Source organism: Klebsiella oxytoca NBRC 105695 (assembly GCF_001598695.1).
Lineage (GTDB): Bacteria > Pseudomonadota > Gammaproteobacteria > Enterobacterales > Enterobacteriaceae > Klebsiella > Klebsiella oxytoca.
Window position 1 is genome coordinate 593,988 of the sequence record NZ_BCZK01000001.1, and the last position, 17,336, is coordinate 611,323.

27 protein-coding genes and 3 pseudogenes are annotated in these 17,336 nt (G+C 48.9%); 27 read left to right on the forward strand and 3 right to left on the reverse strand.

The annotated features are described in order from the left end of the window. Positions 1-512 precede the first annotated feature (512 nt). The 10 genes and pseudogenes from KO1_RS27830 to KO1_RS02660 all read left to right on the forward strand — a co-directional run bounded on the left by KO1_RS27830 (position 513) and on the right by KO1_RS02660 (position 5,068). Positions 513-833, forward strand: a complete 321-nt coding sequence (locus KO1_RS27830; protein WP_074195144.1) for a TonB family protein — start codon at positions 513-515, stop codon at positions 831-833. Positions 834-1,236: 403 nt separating this feature from the next. Then, positions 1,237-1,332, forward strand: a pseudogene (locus tag KO1_RS28955) (hypothetical protein); the annotation flags it as partial. Positions 1,333-1,729: 397 nt separating this feature from the next. Next, complete coding sequence (locus KO1_RS02630; protein ID WP_032734624.1) at positions 1,730-2,023, forward strand: hypothetical protein; 294 nt, start codon at positions 1,730-1,732, stop codon at positions 2,021-2,023. A 421-nt stretch (positions 2,024-2,444) separates the two neighbouring features. Beyond that, positions 2,445-2,678 (forward strand): DinI-like family protein, encoded by a 234-nt coding sequence (locus tag KO1_RS02635; RefSeq protein WP_064406825.1) that lies wholly within the window; start codon positions 2,445-2,447, stop codon positions 2,676-2,678. A gap of 108 nt (positions 2,679-2,786) precedes the next feature. Beyond that, positions 2,787-2,978 (forward strand): hypothetical protein, encoded by a 192-nt coding sequence (locus KO1_RS02640; protein WP_224227084.1) that lies wholly within the window; start codon positions 2,787-2,789, stop codon positions 2,976-2,978. Positions 2,979-3,035: 57 nt separating this feature from the next. Beyond that, positions 3,036-3,635: a DUF1367 family protein gene (locus KO1_RS02645; protein ID WP_064406827.1), complete on the forward strand. Its 600-nt coding sequence runs from the start codon at positions 3,036-3,038 to the stop codon at positions 3,633-3,635. Then, complete coding sequence (locus tag KO1_RS02650) at positions 3,635-3,841, forward strand: hypothetical protein (protein WP_064406828.1); 207 nt, start codon at positions 3,635-3,637, stop codon at positions 3,839-3,841. Before KO1_RS02645 ends, KO1_RS02650 begins: the two co-directional genes overlap by 1 nt. 2 nt (positions 3,842-3,843) lie before the next feature. Next, positions 3,844-4,140, forward strand: a complete 297-nt coding sequence (locus KO1_RS02655) for a DUF1364 domain-containing protein (RefSeq protein WP_064406829.1) — start codon at positions 3,844-3,846, stop codon at positions 4,138-4,140. A gap of 2 nt (positions 4,141-4,142) precedes the next feature. Continuing rightward, positions 4,143-4,268 (forward strand): YlcG family protein, encoded by a 126-nt coding sequence (locus KO1_RS27980; protein ID WP_375294025.1) that lies wholly within the window; start codon positions 4,143-4,145, stop codon positions 4,266-4,268. Positions 4,269-4,270: 2 nt separating this feature from the next. After that, positions 4,271-5,068 carry an antitermination protein gene (locus KO1_RS02660; protein WP_064406830.1) on the forward strand — a complete coding sequence of 266 codons (798 nt, stop codon included), beginning with the start codon at positions 4,271-4,273 and terminating at the stop codon, positions 5,066-5,068. A 302-nt stretch (positions 5,069-5,370) separates the two neighbouring features. Here the strand turns inward: KO1_RS02660 and KO1_RS02665 are convergent, their stop codons facing one another. Beyond that, the gene (locus tag KO1_RS02665) at positions 5,371-5,685 is read right to left on the reverse strand and encodes a hypothetical protein (RefSeq protein WP_126468312.1); all 315 of its coding nucleotides are present in this window, start codon (positions 5,683-5,685) and stop codon (positions 5,371-5,373) included. A gap of 197 nt (positions 5,686-5,882) precedes the next feature. Between KO1_RS02665 and KO1_RS02670 the strand changes: the two genes are divergently transcribed. From KO1_RS02670 to KO1_RS02690, 6 genes are all read left to right on the forward strand, one after another. Further along, on the forward strand, positions 5,883-6,278 hold the full coding sequence (locus KO1_RS02670; protein ID WP_049101114.1) for a phage holin family protein: 396 nt from the start codon (positions 5,883-5,885) through the stop codon (positions 6,276-6,278). Continuing rightward, entirely contained in the window at positions 6,265-6,546 is a 282-nt protein-coding gene (locus KO1_RS02675) for a phage holin family protein (RefSeq protein ID WP_004121581.1), read from the forward strand. Before KO1_RS02670 ends, KO1_RS02675 begins: the two co-directional genes overlap by 14 nt. Continuing rightward, the gene (locus KO1_RS02680) at positions 6,546-7,175 is read left to right on the forward strand and encodes a glycoside hydrolase family 19 protein (RefSeq protein WP_064406831.1); all 630 of its coding nucleotides are present in this window, start codon (positions 6,546-6,548) and stop codon (positions 7,173-7,175) included. Before KO1_RS02675 ends, KO1_RS02680 begins: the two co-directional genes overlap by 1 nt. A gap of 7 nt (positions 7,176-7,182) precedes the next feature. After that, a complete protein-coding gene (locus KO1_RS28640) occupies positions 7,183-7,458 on the forward strand; it encodes a hypothetical protein (protein ID WP_073971793.1) in 276 nt (91 codons plus the stop codon). Continuing rightward, complete coding sequence (locus KO1_RS28645) at positions 7,409-7,606, forward strand: hypothetical protein (protein WP_024274329.1); 198 nt, start codon at positions 7,409-7,411, stop codon at positions 7,604-7,606. The genes KO1_RS28640 and KO1_RS28645 overlap by 50 nt, the downstream gene beginning before the upstream one ends. Positions 7,607-7,812: 206 nt before the next feature. Further along, entirely contained in the window at positions 7,813-8,073 is a 261-nt protein-coding gene (locus tag KO1_RS02690) for a hypothetical protein (protein WP_004103013.1), read from the forward strand. Between the two features lie 442 nt (positions 8,074-8,515). Here the strand turns inward: KO1_RS02690 and KO1_RS28580 are convergent, their stop codons facing one another. Continuing rightward, entirely contained in the window at positions 8,516-8,686 is a 171-nt protein-coding gene (locus KO1_RS28580; RefSeq protein ID WP_218017404.1) for a YnfU family zinc-binding protein, read from the reverse strand. Positions 8,687-9,264: 578 nt separating this feature from the next. On the opposite strand from KO1_RS28580, the pseudogene KO1_RS28650 reads away from it, so the two are divergent. Beyond that, a pseudogene (locus tag KO1_RS28650) lies at positions 9,265-9,357 on the forward strand (DUF2514 domain-containing protein); the annotation flags it as partial. Positions 9,358-9,572: 215 nt separating this feature from the next. Here KO1_RS28650 and KO1_RS02700 read toward each other — a convergent pair. Continuing rightward, the gene (locus KO1_RS02700; RefSeq protein ID WP_064406832.1) at positions 9,573-10,076 is read right to left on the reverse strand and encodes a retropepsin-like aspartic protease; all 504 of its coding nucleotides are present in this window, start codon (positions 10,074-10,076) and stop codon (positions 9,573-9,575) included. Positions 10,077-10,205: 129 nt separating this feature from the next. Between KO1_RS02700 and KO1_RS28410 the strand changes: the two genes are divergently transcribed. From KO1_RS28410 to KO1_RS02740, 10 genes and pseudogenes are all read left to right on the forward strand, one after another. Then, positions 10,206-10,370, forward strand: coding sequence for a hypothetical protein (locus tag KO1_RS28410; RefSeq protein WP_158423277.1), 165 nt, complete (start codon positions 10,206-10,208; stop codon positions 10,368-10,370). Beyond that, positions 10,354-10,727 (forward strand): annotated as a pseudogene (locus KO1_RS26800) (HNH endonuclease). Before KO1_RS28410 ends, KO1_RS26800 begins: the two are co-directional and overlap by 17 nt. Continuing rightward, positions 10,724-11,020 (forward strand): hypothetical protein, encoded by a 297-nt coding sequence (locus tag KO1_RS02705; protein WP_064406833.1) that lies wholly within the window; start codon positions 10,724-10,726, stop codon positions 11,018-11,020. Before KO1_RS26800 ends, KO1_RS02705 begins: the two are co-directional and overlap by 4 nt. 2 nt (positions 11,021-11,022) lie before the next feature. Further along, positions 11,023-11,457, forward strand: a complete 435-nt coding sequence (locus KO1_RS02710; RefSeq protein WP_004103005.1) for a hypothetical protein — start codon at positions 11,023-11,025, stop codon at positions 11,455-11,457. 23 nt (positions 11,458-11,480) lie between these two features. Then, positions 11,481-11,822: an HNH endonuclease gene (locus KO1_RS02715; RefSeq protein ID WP_004103003.1), complete on the forward strand. Its 342-nt coding sequence runs from the start codon at positions 11,481-11,483 to the stop codon at positions 11,820-11,822. Between the two features lie 117 nt (positions 11,823-11,939). Continuing rightward, the gene (locus tag KO1_RS02720; RefSeq protein ID WP_004103001.1) at positions 11,940-12,404 is read left to right on the forward strand and encodes a phage terminase small subunit P27 family; all 465 of its coding nucleotides are present in this window, start codon (positions 11,940-11,942) and stop codon (positions 12,402-12,404) included. Further along, positions 12,358-14,094, forward strand: coding sequence for a terminase large subunit (locus tag KO1_RS02725; protein ID WP_004102997.1), 1,737 nt, complete (start codon positions 12,358-12,360; stop codon positions 14,092-14,094). The genes KO1_RS02720 and KO1_RS02725 overlap by 47 nt, the downstream gene beginning before the upstream one ends. A gap of 6 nt (positions 14,095-14,100) precedes the next feature. Next, complete coding sequence (locus KO1_RS02730; protein ID WP_004102996.1) at positions 14,101-15,420, forward strand: phage portal protein; 1,320 nt, start codon at positions 14,101-14,103, stop codon at positions 15,418-15,420. After that, on the forward strand, positions 15,396-16,103 hold the full coding sequence (locus KO1_RS02735) for an HK97 family phage prohead protease (protein WP_004102995.1): 708 nt from the start codon (positions 15,396-15,398) through the stop codon (positions 16,101-16,103). Before KO1_RS02730 ends, KO1_RS02735 begins: the two co-directional genes overlap by 25 nt. Before the next feature lie 9 nt (positions 16,104-16,112). Then, positions 16,113-17,327 (forward strand): phage major capsid protein, encoded by a 1,215-nt coding sequence (locus KO1_RS02740; protein ID WP_004102994.1) that lies wholly within the window; start codon positions 16,113-16,115, stop codon positions 17,325-17,327. The last annotated feature ends 9 nt before the right edge of the window (positions 17,328-17,336 follow it).

Consider the following 17,336-nt stretch of genomic DNA (forward strand, 5'->3'; position numbering starts at 1 on the left):
GGGTTTCTGCGTGCGTGCGGGCGAGGCGGGGAGTTGGTGATACCTAAATCCCCTACAGTGACAAAAACCATAAAACGCAAACACGCTATTTGTTATCAACAAACCGCAGGTTTGTATTTATGCGAATGATAACCAGGAAGAAACCCGCCTTTACTGGGCTGTATCAGACAGGCGTACTGACTCGCATAGCTGCTGTAAAAAGTCCTGATGGTGGCGGCTTGCGATTGTTCAGTTTGTGGGGGAGGCAAGGATATAGCTGTGTTTGTGAAGGCTGCTCGCGGAGGAATCCGCGAGTGGTCTGGTCTCGACTACCTTGCTAACTTCTGCGCGAGCTGCGGAATCAGCCTCTGGGAGATTCACAACAAGGTCACAGAAAAACCGCCGCAGTGATATATAATCCCCTCCACACAAGAGTGGGCTTGTGTCGAAGTGGAGCCTCTCCCTCCGGCTTTACATGTAAAATGCGCATTAGTGAACTTTGGACGCAAGGGAAACAACAGTTGGTATAGTATATGAATAAAACATTACTTCTGGTTTGCGCTGTTCTTATATCAAACTTGGCACTTGCTGTAGAAAATAAAGAAGAAATAGTGCCTGTGCGTATAAGTTGCCCTTTCCCTTATTATCCAGCTTCTGCTATGGCTAATAAGATTAGCGGCACTGTAACATACTCTGCCGAAGTAAATGAAAAAGGAGAAGTTACTTCTGTTGATACAACTGGCACTGAGATCTTTTTTAGAGAAACTAGATCAGCAATCCGGAAATGCAAGTTTGAGCCAGGAAGACCGGGCATTGCCCGTGGAACCATAAGATTTAGGCCGTATCAACCGTAAGAGCTCCTAACTTTTTGGGGAAGTTACCTCTGGAACTATGCTTCGCAAGAAGATTTAGATGCACATGACATGTTTTATCTATTTCCTGCATAGATTATCTGGTTTTTCTTGCATATGTATGGCGATAAACCTTGCTATTGTATTGGCATTTGGGCTTTACCTACAGGCGCGCTCAAGCAAAACATCATGTACCCGCTTCAGTGGGGCTTTTCGCATATGCTCATTTTGCATTTATCCCCAAGGCGAGCGATTATTACCTCGTCAGCCTGAACACCTGATACCTGTTATCCGGCTCCAAGTGGGGGCACATGGCGCACAAAACCTTAAAGCAATTCCTGTCACCGATGGCGAAAGTCACCGGATATTTTCTGCATTCACCATTTGGCCTCTGCGGAGGTGAAGCGTGAACATTCCTCAAGAAGGCATCAAACTCCATCGCGGTAACTTTTCGGCTATTGATGAATACCTACAGCCATATCTGGCGAATGGCGATACCTACTGACTAATACTCAAGCCGCGGCGTGAAATATGCAAAGGATAAGCAGGTCGCGCGCTGTGGCAATGCCGTCCCGCCGCCGTTTGCTGAGGCGTTGGTGAGGGCTAATTTACCTGAATTATGTCAAAAGAAAGACCCGCCACCTGATATATATTATAAAGCTGAGAATGCAACTGTGTTTGAAATTTGTTGAATGAAATTATTGAAGTGAATTTATGTGGCGCGCTTATCATTATATAGCTTTAGGTTAAATTATTTGGAAAACTCTCAATTTGAAAATAGTTAAATCTTTTCTCCATTAAAGCTGCTATTGTCTCTTATGAAAGGGACCCATCAGGTACCAGAGCCTTCTGGTACTTGATTTTTAAGTCTATCGCTTAGGGAAGATTGAGGGTTTGCCATGGCTAATGATTCACGAGGAAATGAAGTGATCTTCAATCGTGCATATCTAAACTTATGCTTTAAAAACAAAAAATTAAGCCCGTTGGTTATAGTGGGGAAAATTAAAGAACACAATATTGTTGAATGTTTTTCTTTTGGTCTTAAGGGTACGATAGATATTGAGTCAAGATGTCTTTTTTTGCGTTATAAATATCCGTGGCCAGATTTTGAAATTGAACTGGTTAGAAAAAAAGGAGGTGATTATGAGTTCATGCTCTTTCATAATTATTTTCTTAAGGGTATTGGCAATTAAGACATTTATAATGCTTTTTTAATAAAAATGGATTTCCCTAGACTATATGACTTAGGTGTCTTTTTTCTTGAACCTGTCTATAAATAACATTCAAAGAGTATGGCGTACTTTCCGACGCTTCTATCAAATAATTGTAGTGTCGCTAAACACTTATATTTGGCCTCCATGTAATTAAAAAATGTACTTCTAAATGACTCTTTTGAACTCACATGAGTTGGTTGAATTTTGTTCATCGCGACCTATGCTCCTGTCCATATATAAAGCTATTGTCTAAAAAAAACCATAAAATCAACCCGCTACGGCGGGTTTTCTTTTCCCATTCCTGACAAAAATTAACGTTTTGTGCTCTTAAGATATTGAACATTCAGTAAGTTAGGTGTACTGTTTATTTATACAGTATATCGAACGGGGGGGTGATACCATGAGAATCGAAGTAACCATCGACAAAGCTAAAAAACTGCCTACCGGTGCTGAACCAGCGTTAGAGGCCGAATTCCTGCGGCGATTAAATCAAAAATATGATGATTGCAAATTATCTATTCGTCGCGCTGGTGCTGATGGGCTCAGTGTTTTCGGCGGCGTAGATGGCGATAAAGAAACTATTGCAGAAATTCTCCAGGAAACATGGGAAAGCGCCGACGACTGGTTTTATTGATAGACCTTTTTGGTGACTGGCATTTCCCAAAGTATCGCAATAAGCGTGTCCCTTTGATGCTGTCGCCGGACTATATTTTTGCGTCTGTATGTCGCTCAGGGGGATGAAGTGGAGCTCGATATCGCCGAAGTGGTAGACATAATCAGGCAAGGCGGGAAGTTTTTAATTTCGAGTGAGGAAGGAAAAATAACCGGGCTCGAAAAGGTAAGAAAAAACCAGTTTTTGCTGACTATTGAAGAATTTAAAGAACTGTCTAAAGATGCTGGTTGCATTGACGAAACCGAGAATAAGCTGCAATAATTTAGCTGCCGCCTGAACAACGGCAACGGAGCATCACAGCGCCACGGAGTGAAACCCATGGCGCAACAATTACACCTGATAAAACAGTCTCAAGGAATTCTGATCCCTGCAACGCAGGAGACCAGTGATTTCCTGCAATCAAAATGCAAGCTCGGCGCCGTTCTGGAAGCTGACTATAAGCTTGTCCGCAACCCGGCGTTTCATCGCCGCTATTTCGCTTTACTCAATCTTGGCTTTGAATACTGGGAACCTACTGGGGGAGCGATCTCGTCTAACGAGCGCAGGCTTATCACCGGTTACGCCAAATACCTGGCTGCATACGGAGGTAATGAGTCGGCATTGCTTAATGCTGCCGAGCAATACCTCGACCGCATAGCTGAGAAGCGTGCCGGCAGCATCAGTATTTGTAAATCCTTCGACGCTTACCGGGCATGGGTCATTGTCGAAGCTGGACACTATGACGCCATACAGCTGCCGGACGGCACGCTAAAAAAACACCCTCGCAGCATTTCTTTCGCCAGCATGGACGAATGCGAATTTCATGAACTGTATAAAGCATCGCTGGATGTTCTCTGGCGGTGGATCCTTTCGCGTTCGTTCAAAAGCCAGCAGGAAGTAGAGAACGCCGCAAACCAGCTTTTGAGCTTTGCGGGGTGATGCTTATGAAATATTCATGGTTTCACCATAGCGACTGCACCACGCAGCAGGCTGAAGAGCTGATGGCGAAATATCGCCAGCGGGGTGTGAGGGTTGAGCGCAGCCTGAATCAGGACTTAATCACCTGGACCGTCAGTGCGCAACTGGTGGAGGAAAAGAACCCACCACGCCCTGATTCTCGGTGGCGCAACCGGATGTGGAGGTGATTATGGCTAACCTTTGCAAAGCGGCGCGTGGTCGCGAATGCACCATCCGGATTCCCGGGTACTGCAACGGCAACCCGGAAACCAGTGTGCTGGCACATTACCGGCTCGCTGGCACCTGCGGCACAGGATACAAGCCTGACGATACTCAGGCGGCTATCGCCTGCAACTGTTGCCACGACTTGATCGACGGCCGGAAGAAAACAACCGATTACACCTATGACGAACTGCGCCTGATGCATGCAGAAGGTGTGCTCAGAACACTGGCCATATGGAAAAAAGAAGGGCTGGTAAAAGCATGAACATGAAGACAACTGAATGTATCCGCCAGCGCTGGTTACGGTTGAACATCGTCCGCTATCGCGGGTCGTTCCCGGTGGCATATCGCATCCTCAGAAACCAAATCCGCAATCAGAAAGCAGGGGCATAATTGTGAAACTTGAAGCATTACCAAAATTTTTCTCACCAAAATCGATGATGCCCGGTGCAGTACCATGCGGAATAACGTCTGAGACCCTGACGATTACCGATGTCATGGCCGCGTTAGGCCTGGCAACATCAAAATCAGCGATAGGTATCGAGCTTTACCTTGCAAAAGCCGGTGTTCTGGAACCTGACAACATAATTGCCTTCATTGGCGAACTCGCCATTCAACGCGCCGGCAGGAACCGACCCCTGCAGGCGATGGAGGAACAGCAGCGCACGGAGTTCTTGCGTGTAATGGCTGGTTACGTGTTCCGGGATTATTCGCTTAGCGCTGCCAGTCTGGTCACATGTAGCAGTTGCGCTGGATCTGGTTTTATTGACGCCGAGGTGTTCACCAACAAAGTGTCTTATCCGGACGGAAAGCCTCCGAAATGGGTAAAAGTAACTAAGGGGATCTCGCCATCGGACTGGGAAGAAGTTAAGGCCGTTCGTGAGCAAGTAAAAGTGATATGCAAAGCGTGTAATGGGAAAGGGCGACTCAAAAACGAATGTCGGTGCCGGGGCCGCGGAGAGGTACTGGATAAGAAAAAATCAGAGCTTCAGGGACTTCCGGTTTTTAAGCAATGCCCCCGCTGCACTGGCCGCGGCTATCCCAGATTAAAAGACACGGAGGTATTCAAGGCTCTAGGTGTGACCGAAACTACCTGGCGAAGAAACTTCAAATTGTTCTTTGAGCGTCTGGTGGAGTATTGCCACGTCGAGGAATCCTTCGCAGAAAAGATGCTTGAGAAGGTAACGAGATGATTTTGCAGCAGGCTATTGCAAGCGTGGCGGAAATTGGCTAATCTCATTCCAACGATGGGTTAATTCGCCCATGACGTTACAGATCTTAAAACCTCGCTTCGGCGGGGTTTTCTGTTATGCGCTTTCGTTGACTCATTTCTTTTCAGCATGTAGATTTGATAGAAATTCTGTTTTGGGAATGAAGAGGCGGCTCCCAAAAATTAACCGCCAAGTTGGTCACTTCGGCTTAGGACTGGGACTCTAACCATGCCGGCTGAGAGGTCGGTGCTAACTCAAACCACTTATTAATGTCGGTAGTTTTTTTATTTCACCAATGATACGACAATCACACCATGGCCGTAAGCTGACGGGTGTTTATCGTCACGGATAACTTTGACGCCACTTTCAACAATTAGACTGTCCTTGGATAGCTCTTCTGTTAAGAGATTTGCCAAATGATTTAAATCAGTCTTCCCGTCAAGCGAAGTATAGTGGAACTCAACCTTTTCGTTTGCATTGATGTAAGTCGGTCTACCAGTCACATCGGGGTATTGACTCCTGATCTTATCGGAAATCTTTTCCATCGCGTTATATATTGGCATTCCGCCTTGAGAGCATTTTACTTTTACGTTTCTCACTGAATAATCCTTTTTCGATTATGGGAATTCCATTCTATCAGTTCGAAAAACAAACACACAAGGCTGCGCCTTTGCGTGGCCCTTTTCATTTGTGCCGCCAGAACGTCATTCACATTGTGCATTATCGAAAATCCATCTGGCGGCCTTTCTAATTTCCCCTCGCACTGAGAGGACTCACAGCAATAAGAGGGGGTTAAATGTCCGATCCTGTTTCTGCCACAACGATAGCGGCTGGTGGACTGTTCGGCGCCAGCCTATTCGGCTTGGCAACTGGCATTGATTATGGCGTGGTGTTTGGTGCGTTCGCTGGTGCGGTGTTCTATGTCGCAACGGCAGTGAATATTAGCCGCATTAAGCTGGTGGGCTACTTCATCACTTCATTCATATTCGGTGTGATTGGCGCTCCTCTGTTGGGGGCGTACTTCTCAAAGTGGACGGGTTACAGCGACAGGCCGCTTGATGCACTCGGTGCTGTAATCGTGGCAGCCATAGCCATTAAGTTGCTGACGTTCGTTAACAGTCAGGACCTGGGTAGCCTCTTTGGGATTCTCTCTCGCTTACGTGGAGGAGGGACAAGCAATGGTAACAAGTGATCCGAGCGCAATCATCAATGCGGTGATATGCGCTGTAATTGTTGTTGTGCTGATGTTCTACCGACGCGACGGGTCAAGACACCGCCCCATGATATCGCTGATGGCTTACTTCACTGTGCTGGTTTATGCCAGCATCCCTTTCCGTTTCCTGTTTGGCCTGTACGAGTCGTCACACTGGCTGGTGGTGCTGGCGAACATTCTTATCTGCGGCGCGGTTCTCTGGTTCAGAGGGAATGTGGCGCGTCTGGTTGATGCACTGAGGCACTGATGAACAAATCACAATTCCAGAAGGCGGCCGGCATCAGCGCCGGGTTAGCTGCGCGTTGGTTTCCGCATATTGATGCTGTGATGAAAGAATTCGGCATCACAACTCCACTCGACCAGTCGATGTTTATTGCCCAGATGGGACACGAGTCCGGAGGCTTTACCCGACTGGTGGAAAATCTGAACTATGCAGCAGATAGCCTTGTGCCTACGTTCGGTAAACACCGTATCACCGCTCAGCAGGCCGCCGCACTCGGCAGAACGGCAACACAACCAGCTAATCAGCGAGCAATCGCGAATCTGGTGTATGGGGGCGAGTGGGGCAAAAAGAATCTCGGTAATCAGGTTGCTGGTGATGGCTGGAAATATCGAGGTCGAGGCCTGAAACAAGTTACGGGCTTGAGCAACTATCGCAGTTGCGGACAGGCGCTGAAGCTTGACCTTGTTACCCAGCCTGAGCTGCTGGAGCGAGATGGTTACGCAGCACGTTCGGCCGCATGGTTTTATGTCTCCCACGGTTGCCTGCTTCATTCCGGTGATGTTGAGCGCGTAACCCTGCTTATTAACGGTGGCCGCAACGGTCTGGATAAACGCCGTGCGCTCTTTAACCTGGCTAAATCAGTACTGGTGTGAGGTAATTATGGGCATTGAAATGATTATTGGTCTGGCAACTGCGTTGCTGGCCGTTATCGCTGGCGCATTTGGGTTAGGCCATGCCCGCGGGAATTGCAAGGCGGAAACCAAAGCCGAACAGCAGCGAACCGAAGATAATGCCGCTGCCCGCGTCGCCGTGGCGGAACGGAAAGAAGAAGCCACCAGAGAGGCCAGCAATGTACAGCAGACTGTTAGCCATATGCCTGATGACGATGTTGATCGCGAGTTGCGCGAAAGATTTACCCGCCCCAGTGGTGGTTGATACCGCGTGCAGCTGGGCGCGGATCATCTACCTGACTGACCACGATATCGACGCGCTGGACAAGCAGACGAAGCGAGACATCCTAGCGCACAACAAGTCTGTGATAGCGAATTGCCCGAACCGAAACGAAAGGCTACAAAATGAGTGAAGCTAAACAGCAGGACGGCTTTACCGTACAGGTTAACCCTCAGCGAAATTGAGTAGATCAACCTTATTAAGATAATGAATAGCCCCTAAGTCCAAAACCTACTGAAAAAGGTAGGGGTAAACAGAGCTTGTTATGCTATGCCATTACAATCACTTATAGTAGGGTGAGAAAATAATGTGCTTTACCATAAACTTAGGATTAGTTTAATGAATACGTTAACTGGCTTCATAGTTTTTTTAATTATCGCTCTGGTATTTGGATACTTATGCCATATTACGGCGGAGCGAAAACTTTCAAAGGCAAGGGCTGAGCTCAAAGCGGCGGAGGAAAGGGGGAAACCATACTCAGAAGAAGTTGTTAGTTATATGATGGGACAGCCAGGTATAATTGCAATCTTCTTTGCATTCATCAGTTTCCTTTCATTTATTGCGTCAATGTTCAATCTGGTCTACTGGTTTTTCCCATAAAGATCCTGTTGAAAATGTACCTTATCAGCCGTGGCCACCTCTGGGTGGCTTTTTTATGACATAATAGACTCGCTCCGTTTGTCGTTGAAACCTTCCGCTACTGGGGGAGAATCATCTATCTGACTGACACGATATCAATGTCTGGACAAGCAGACCAAGCGAGATATTTTGTGCACAGCAAATCGGACCTGACCAATTGTCCATAACAAACTGAAAAGGCGAATAAATGAGTGCTGTTGAACCGCAGGATGGCAGCACCGTAAAGTGCTCTCGCAAGTTAACTCCTGATGATTTTGAGCGAATGAGTCGCCTGAAAGGAGTGAGCCGTCATTTTTGCAGTCCGCTGGATACGGGCTGTAGCGCGCCCTGATGCTGATTGCTGAGTTGTTTCGGTTATTGAAGCCTAAGAGTGTACTTAAGCTTCAGAAAAGCAGTCAATCAGTTACTTTATAGGTTTACTTTCTGAGGGTAGGAAAATATTTCCGCAGTATGGGCAGATCAATGTTATATCGTTTTTTATTCTCGACAGGCTATGTGTTGACTGGCGAGAGCAGTGAGGACAGGTGCTTTTTACAGGTCTAAGTGTACGTATTTTGTCTTTGAGCATCGACATGGTTTTTATCCTCGTTAGTGATTGCTAACCATACACCTCAGGACAGAAAATAGCTCGCTTTATAACCGTTATTTTTTTGAGGCTACTTCGTTGTAGATGACAACGCACGACTAAAGCTAATCTCGTTAGGTCAGGGCCGTTGCACCTTTCGACGACGGGTAAATCAGCTAACGACATCTTCAAAGATTTTCATTGCGTGAGTGTGTTAACCCTTGGCGGGATAATCATCTGCCTGGACAGACTATTTTAGTGGCATTTGTCGGTTAAAAAGACGAACTGCCATAATTATATGTTCGTTAGTATGAAAAAAAATGAAATACACTACTATCATTGCACCTCCGTCCCCAACACCAGTTTGTCGGAGGTCAGTTGCTCGTTTGGATAAATCTCTCCCGGATGGCTCCTGAGAGTTTATTTAATCGATAACTGTGCATGACAAAAGGCCGCATCTCTTTTGCGGCCTTTTTCATAGCCATCAGAAAGGCCACATTTCGGAGGCACTCCACGTAGGTAGTTTTTTTAATGGCTATAACAATGTGCCTTCGATTGTTACGCATAGGGAGTTAACCCCCGTGGCTTATGCTGCAATTGCAGACGAACGATACACAGCAGGAATGACCTGTGAGCGGATTTACGAATCGGTGAGAACCTCTGTCCCCGCCAAGGGGTAACATAATCAAAAATCCCTGATAGGGGATTACTGAGGACAGTATGACCTTAATCCAGCACATTAAAATGCAGGGAGATGCGATATGTAACAAGGAGGCAGAAATTATAGCTCTTAGGATGGTTAATATTCAGGGGCAGCGGCAAGTACCATGTGATAACAAGCCGCAGTTGGGGGAAGGGAGCTCGGAAACTAGAGTTGTATTTCTGCCAGTATGGCTTAACTGTTAAATAATAACTCAAATTTATTATTTTTGTAGTCAAGCGTGAATGTGCAGTGTTGCAGAAACTCCATTCCAAGAATTGCTTTGAAATGACGCCCATTATCAACTAAAGGTGTTGCATGAAATTCTTGAGAAAAAAGGCGCCCGTCCAATGTTAGGCTCATAATAGCCCTTCGAGAAGTTGAATTAATTGTAGAAGTTCCTCCCTGTACCTGTATTTCTCGAGTAACTGGGAGTTCTAATTCATCAGCAAAATTATTATCGATATAACAAGCGGTAGCACCAGTATCGATCAGAACCATGACTGATTGATGTTTCTCGGGGCTCGGCATGTGGTAATGATTATCTTTGTCAGCTGCAGCAAATGTAACAGCTATCACGGGTACAGCCTTTGGTTGCGGTGTAGTTGAAAGTTCCCCGCTGTCGTTCATAAAGTATATTGGTAAATTAATTGCCATTTCATTTCCTAAAGCAGAACTAATCAGCCAATTTTCTGCCATTACATGTTCGTCTGTGTCCCACCACGGACGGGCCGAGCTATAACCTTACATGCTGAGGTTTCACAGTAACATCCTGATGTTTAACCAGTAGCCTCGCATCTGCGGGGCTTTTGGTATTCGTGATGCCACATGATGAAGAGCTTAAAAATTGAATACGTAGGAGGGAAGCTGGTGGTGATTGAGTATGACGATTTGTCATTCGCATCGCTGCCAGTTTCAGAGTTTCCCATCGACAGTGCCGCTTTAACTCTCTCCAAATTCATGCTTGAGGATGAGTATGCCTCCACGAGCTAAACGACCTTGCCGGCACAGAGGATGCGCGGCAGTGACGAATGATGTCAGTGGATACTGTGAGATCCACCGGCAGCAACACATTGGCGATGGTTGGCGTAACCATCAGAGCGGAAAAAGCCGACAGCAACGCGGATACGGTCGTCCCTGGGAAATCATTCGTGCCTCATTCGTGCCCGAATTCTCGTGCGCGACAAATATCTTTGCCAGAACTGTCGACGTAACGGCATCGCCACCAAAGCCGCCAGCGTAGATCACAAAATCCCAAAAGCCCACGGTGGTACTGATGACGATTCCAATTTTGAATCGTTGTGCTGGCCGTGCCACAGAAAGAAAACCGCAACAGAGAGAACACGATGAAGAATTTAAAAATTGAATACGTTGATGGCCAACTCGTTACCGTTGATGTTGAGGGGATTTCGATGCTCAATGCAGGACTATCGGGCCTGAACTTCAGCCATTTTCTGGGGAAAGAACCGCATCTCAAGTTTGAGGTAGGTGGTGAAATTCCCGAGGGACTGGTTCCCGTTCAACCGCAACCGCAAGAGCCACAGCAAGCGCAAGCGTTCGAAGGCGAGCACCTGCCAGCCGAAAGCGCACCGCGCCATCAGCGTAACCGCAATAAAAATCGCAACCGTAACCGGAGCCATTAATCATGTTCAGTCGTGATGATTTAACTATTTCAATGTACTACGCATCATCCACTGATGCTGAATCAGGTAACAAGCTGGCCACAATGACTATCGAAGTGCGCGATACAACTCCGATTGCTGATCTGGCCCTGATGACACAGCTGCAGTGTGTGACCGATAAGGCGAAAAAGAAAACTTACTCGGTAGGCAAGCAAAGTATCGCCAACGGTTCCGATCCTCTTCTGGTGGCCATTGAAGGCCACTGGCGGACTGGTACGGAGGCGCTGGTCAAAGAGCTGATTGCAGAGGTGATGGATTTCATCGCCGGCAGCGTAGGACAGGAAAGTACCTGGGTTGGACAGTACGGGCTTAAGGTATTTGAGAATGCACCGTTGGCAGAACGTCTCCCGGAGAATGTGCTGCGGGCGGATGGTATTGCGGAGTCAACGGCATCCTGAGGTCACCACCAATGAGGTAGAGGATGAATAATAGGCCCCGTATATATAACAACAAATGGGATAAGGCGCGTTTGTCATTCCTGCGTAAGCATCCGCTGTGTGTGATGTGTCATGAACAGGGCAGAACAACTGCCGCTACAGTCGTTGACCACATTATTCCTCACAAGCTTAAAGATGCGCTGATTTCTTGCGACCTAAGGTTAATCGCTGTAGCTCAAAAGCTTTTCTGGGACAGAAAAAACTGGCAGGGACTCTGCAAATCTCATCATGACTCAACGAAACAGCGAATGGAGAAGCGTGGCACCGTCATTGGTTGCGATGAAAGCGGTGTGCCGCTTGATCCGAATTCCCACTGGTTCAAATGATGATGGTCCTACGGGGGGAGGGGGGATCTAAACTTCAGCGCCCTGACCCCAAATGACCGCCGCTTGTCCTTTGTGTGCACAACCGCGAAATGAAAAGTTTTTTTCCTGGAGGTTCTGATGGCCGGACGACGCCCGAAACCGACACACCTCAAAGTGGTTACCGGCAATCCGGGCAAACGAAAACTCAACGATAAGGAACCCACGCCAGCGAAAGAAATCCCGAGTCCTCCGGCCCATCTTACTGACTGGGGAAAAGTAGCCTGGGGACGGTTGACTGTTCTTCTTGACGGGATGGGGGTTCTCACCGTCGCGGATACGCTGGCGCTTGAACGTCTCTGCGATATCTATGCCGACATCCTGCAACTGCGTGACACGATTGCGGTGGAAGGCAGAACCTATACCGTCCAGACCGATGGCGGTTTTTTGATTAAGGCTAATCCGGCGGTTTCAATGCTGGCTGATGCCGACCGTCGTTTTAAAAGCTACCTGGTAGAATTCGGTCTGACGCCGGCGGCAAGGACGAAGGTGAAAGTTAATGGCGAAACCCCCGAAGAGGACACGCTCGACAAGTTCTTCGGTTGATCCGGCCACGCAGTACGCGCTGGACGTGACCTCCGGAAAAGAGTTGGCGGGGCCGGACATTCGTAATGCCTGCAAGCGTCATCTTAAGGATCTGGATTCCTGCCATGCGCGTGGGCTCAGTTGGGACGCTGAGGCGGCACTGCGTTCAATTGATTATTTTGCCAAAGTGTTGAAGCTTAATGGTGGTGATTTTGAAGGTGCCCCTTTTGTTCTTCTTCCCTGGCAGTGCTTCATTGTTGGCTCCATTTTTGGCTGGAAAAATTCGAAAGGATATCGACGCTTTCGCATGGTTTATGTGGAGTCCGGGAAAGGTTCCGGCAAATCACCGCTTTCTGCAGGGATCGGTCTTTACTGCCTGACAGCGGATAAAGAGCCGCGTGCTGAAGTTTATGCCGCGGCGACGAAGAAGGACCAGGCGATGGTTCTTTTCCGTGATGCGGTAGCGATGGTCGATCAATCGCCGGCGCTTTCCGCGCGCATCCAGAAATCAGGCGGTGCGGGAAAAGAGTGGAATCTGGCATTTCTGCAGGCAGGCTCCTTCTTTCGTCCAATCAGTTCTGATGATGGTCAGTCGGGACCTCGTCCCCACTGTGCGCTCATTGATGAGGTCCATGAGCACAAAAGTAACCAGGTCGTGGAAATGATGCGAGCCGGTACTAAGGGGCGTCGGCAGGCTCTTATTTTCATGATAACCAACAGCGGCCACGATAAAACCAGCGTCTGCTTTGACTACCATGAGTACGGGCGAAAGGTCGCTGAAGGCTCGATTGAAGATGATAGCTTCTTCTCCTTTATCTGTTCTCTGGATGAGGGAGATGATCCTTTCAAGGATGAAACCTGCTGGAAAAAAGCTAACCCATCGTTGGGACATACCTTTGACGAAAACTATCTTCGGGAGCAGGTCACTCAGGCCCGGGGCATGCCATCGAAAGAGAGCATTGTTCGCCGGCTTAATTTTTGCCAGTGGGTCGATGCCGATAATCCATGGATGAGCAGCGACGTCTGGATGGGATGCGAAGAAGCTTTCGACATTGACGAACTGGAAGGTGAGGAGTGTTACGGCGGTCTGGACCTTTCTGGTTCTCGTGATTTGACCGCGCTGGCGCTATTTTTCCCTAAGCAGCGGAAACTGCTGGTGGAGTTCTGGACACCAAAAGAGACGTTGCTCGATCGGGCAAAAACCGACCGGGTACCTTATGACGCCTGGGCTCGTGATGGCCATATTCACACCACGCCGGGAAAGGCAGTGAAATATGGTTTTGTCGCTCAACGAATAGCCGATCTTTCACAGCAATTTCACATCATTGCGATTGCCTTTGACCAGTACCGTATTAAGTACCTTGAACCTGAGCTGGAGGAGGCATCAGTTTCTGTCCCGCTTATTCCTCACGCGCAGGGCTATTACAAGGCAAAAGACTCCGGGTTGTGGATGCCACATTCCATTGAACTCTTCGAGGAGTTGCTTGATGACAGCATCGTCATTATCAAAACCAACCCCTGTCTGCGCTGGAACGCTGCTTCAGCGGTGACTGAGGCAGACCAGAAAGAAAATCGCATTTTTGCCAAGAAGAAGAGTACGGGCCGTATCGATGGTGTGGTAGCCAGCGCTATGGCGATCGGCGCTGCTGAAGGTTACGAGGACGACTCTGGCGATATCGATGATTTTTTCAGTAATCCAATCATAGTGTGAGTCACCATGAATAAAGAGAAGAAACCCGGTCGGATAAAAAGTGCCGTCCGCCGGTGGCTCGGTATGCCGATATCACTGACGGACGGAGAATTCTGGTCAGCCTGGGCTGGCGGTGAATCGGCGGCGGGCAAAACCGTCACCGTTGATAAGGCGCTTCAGCTGTCTGCTGTCTGGTCATGTGTCAGGCTGTTATCGGAAACCATCGCCACGCTGCCGGTTGGCTTTTATGAAAAAACATCCGACGGGCGTCAGAGTGCAAATGAACATCCGCTCTATGAGCTTCTGCATAATCAGCCCAATGCTGATATGACGGCGGTGGAATTCTGGGAAATGATAATGGCCAGCCTGTTGTTGTGGGGAAATGCTTATGCCGAGATTGACCGTACCGGAAAGCGTATTACGGCGCTGGTACCACTACGGCCTGAGCGTATGAAGGTGGAACGAAGTCGCGAGGGTGAGCCCATCTATACCTATCGGGATGGAGCAGGCGGCGGAACCCGGAATATTAAAGAACAGAACATGATGCATATCCGCGCATTCAGTACGAATGGCGTGATGGGTCTCTCGCCAGTGAGTTATGCCCGCCAGACCCTGGGGATGGCAATGGCAACGGATGAAGCCAGCGCGAAGGTATTTAAAAACGGTATGCGCCCAAGCGGCATCCTTTCTATGGAGCAAGTCCTTAAGAAAGAGCAAAGAAACGAGGTGCGGGACAGCCTGACTGAACAATTCGCTGGATCGATGAATACCGGGAAAATGATGGTGCTGGAAGCTGGAATGAAGTTTCTTCCTGTGGCTATGAATCCGGAGGATGCCCAGATGCTCCAGACCCGGGCTTTTAATATTGAGGATATCTGCCGTTGGTTCAGGGTCTGGCCGGGGCTGATTGGTCATAACGCCCAGGGGCAGACGATGTGGGGGAGTGGGGTGGAGCAGATGTTGATTGGCTTTCTGACTTTCTCTCTTCGCCCCTGGTTGACCCGCATCGAGCAGGCCATCCGTAAAAATCTTCTGGCGCCAGGTGAACGCAATCGGTACTTCGCTGAGTTCTCAATTGAAGGGCTGCTTCGTGCGGACAGTGCCGCTCGTGCTGCGTTTTATTCAACGATGACTCAGAACGGGCTGATGTCCCGTAATGAAGCCCGACAGAAAGAAAATCTGCCACCCAGACCTGGTGCCGATCAACTTACCGTTCAATCCAACCTGCTGCCAATAGATCTGCTGGGGAAATCTGGCGACGGTGAATCTGCCAAAAACGCACTGCGGGAATGGCTTGGCATTAAATCAGAGGAGACGCCGGAATGTACCGGAAAAACGCAGCCATGAAAGTAAAGGCATTCGATTTTGATATTAAGGCCGTCAGCGATGATGGCCTTTTTTCTGGGTACGGTTCCGTCTTCGATGTGGTGGACAGCTACAACGAAGTGGTTGCACCGGGCGCTTTCCTTGAAAGTATTGAGGAAACCCGGGCAAAGGGCCGAACCTTTCCGGTGCTCTGGCAGCACCGGACAGGTGAGCCGATAGGGAACTGGGATATCTCGACCCTGAAAGAAGACAAGCATGGTCTGTTTGGCGAAGGGGCACTGTGGCTTGATGACGCAGCTTACGCAAAAACCGCCTGGCGGGGCATGAAAACCCGGGCAATTACTGGCCTTTCCATTGGCTATTACGTCCGGGAGTCAAATTACGATGAGAAAACCCGGATCCGCACATTAACAAGGCTCGATCTGGTCGAAATTTCCATCGTCACTGTACCAGCCAACGATGACGCCCGCATTGACGTCATTAAGTCGAAGTTGTCCCACGGCGATCTTCCTTCACTACCTGAATTTGAGGGGCTCCTGCGTGAGGCAGGCTTCTCTAAAACGCAGTCCACGGCGATCGCCTGTCGCGGCCTGTCATACCTGCTTGACCGGAGTGAGTCCGGGGGCGAAGACGGCGAAACCAAATCGGCTATTGCGGCGATGAGCCAGCAACTGTGTCAGTTTTCTCTCCCTAAAATTTTCTAAGGAAAAGATATGTATCAGAAAAAATCGGCTGAAGACCAGCCGCAAACCATCGGCGAAATTTCGGCTCAGCTCTCTGCCGTTATGGACCAGGTCAAAAATTTTGGCGAAGACGTGAAGCGAAAAATGGAGACGGGCGAGACGGTCTCTCAGGAGCTTAAGCAACGAACAGATGAAAGTCTCAGTCAGCTCAGCGAGCTGAAAGAGCGCCTGACCGAACTGGAGCAAAAAGGTGCCCGCCGCCAGGACGATACCCCGACGCAAAGGAAATCACTCGGTCAGTTGGTGGTTGAAAGCGAAGAGTATAAAGGTATGGACAGCTCGGCCCGCAAAAGTATTCGTGTGAAGCTGGAGCAGAAAGACATCATGAACGTGCCGGCAACAACCGGAACGGGTGTCAGTGCAACTAACAGCCTGGTCGTCTCTGATCGTGTTCAGGGCATTATTGCCCCGCCGGAACGCACTCTAACCATTCGTAATCTGCTTATCCCGGGCAATACCGCATCCAACGGTATTGAATTTGTTCAGGAGACGGGGTTTACGAATAATGCAGACACTGTTCCGGAAGGTGCCCTGAAACCCAAATCTGACATCAGGTTTGACCTGAAAAATGCACCAGTTCGCACCATCGCCCACCACTTCAAAGCATCGCGTCAGATCCTGGACGACGCCCCCGGGCTGGCCAGCTATATCGATGGGCGTGCGCAATATGGCCTTCGCTTTAAAGAAGAGTTGCAGCTTCTGAGTGGTGATGGTACCGGCGCGAATATTCTCGGTATTTTGCCGCAGGCAAGTGAATTTGCGCCTGCACTCACTTTGTCCAATGCCACGCCGATTGATCGTCTGCGTCTGGCTGTTTTGCAGGCCGTTCTGGCGGAATATCCGGCGTCTGGTTTTGTGCTGAACCCGATTGACTGGGCTGGCATTGAACTGACCAAAGATAACGAAGGTCGTTACATTATTGCTCAGCCGGTCAATGGCGGTGTTCCACGTATCTGGGGTCTCCCTGTTGTGGAAACGCAGGCCATGGTGCAGAACAACTTCCTGACGGGGGCCTTCAATATGGGGGCGCAAATCTTTGACCGTATGGATATCGAAGTTCTGCTATCCACCGAGAACGAAGACGACTTTGTTAAAAACATGGTCACCATCCGTGCGGAAGAGCGTCTGGCACTGGCTGTGTATCGCCCGGAGGCGTTTGTCACCGGTACTGTGACAGCGCCATAACCTGTGAGC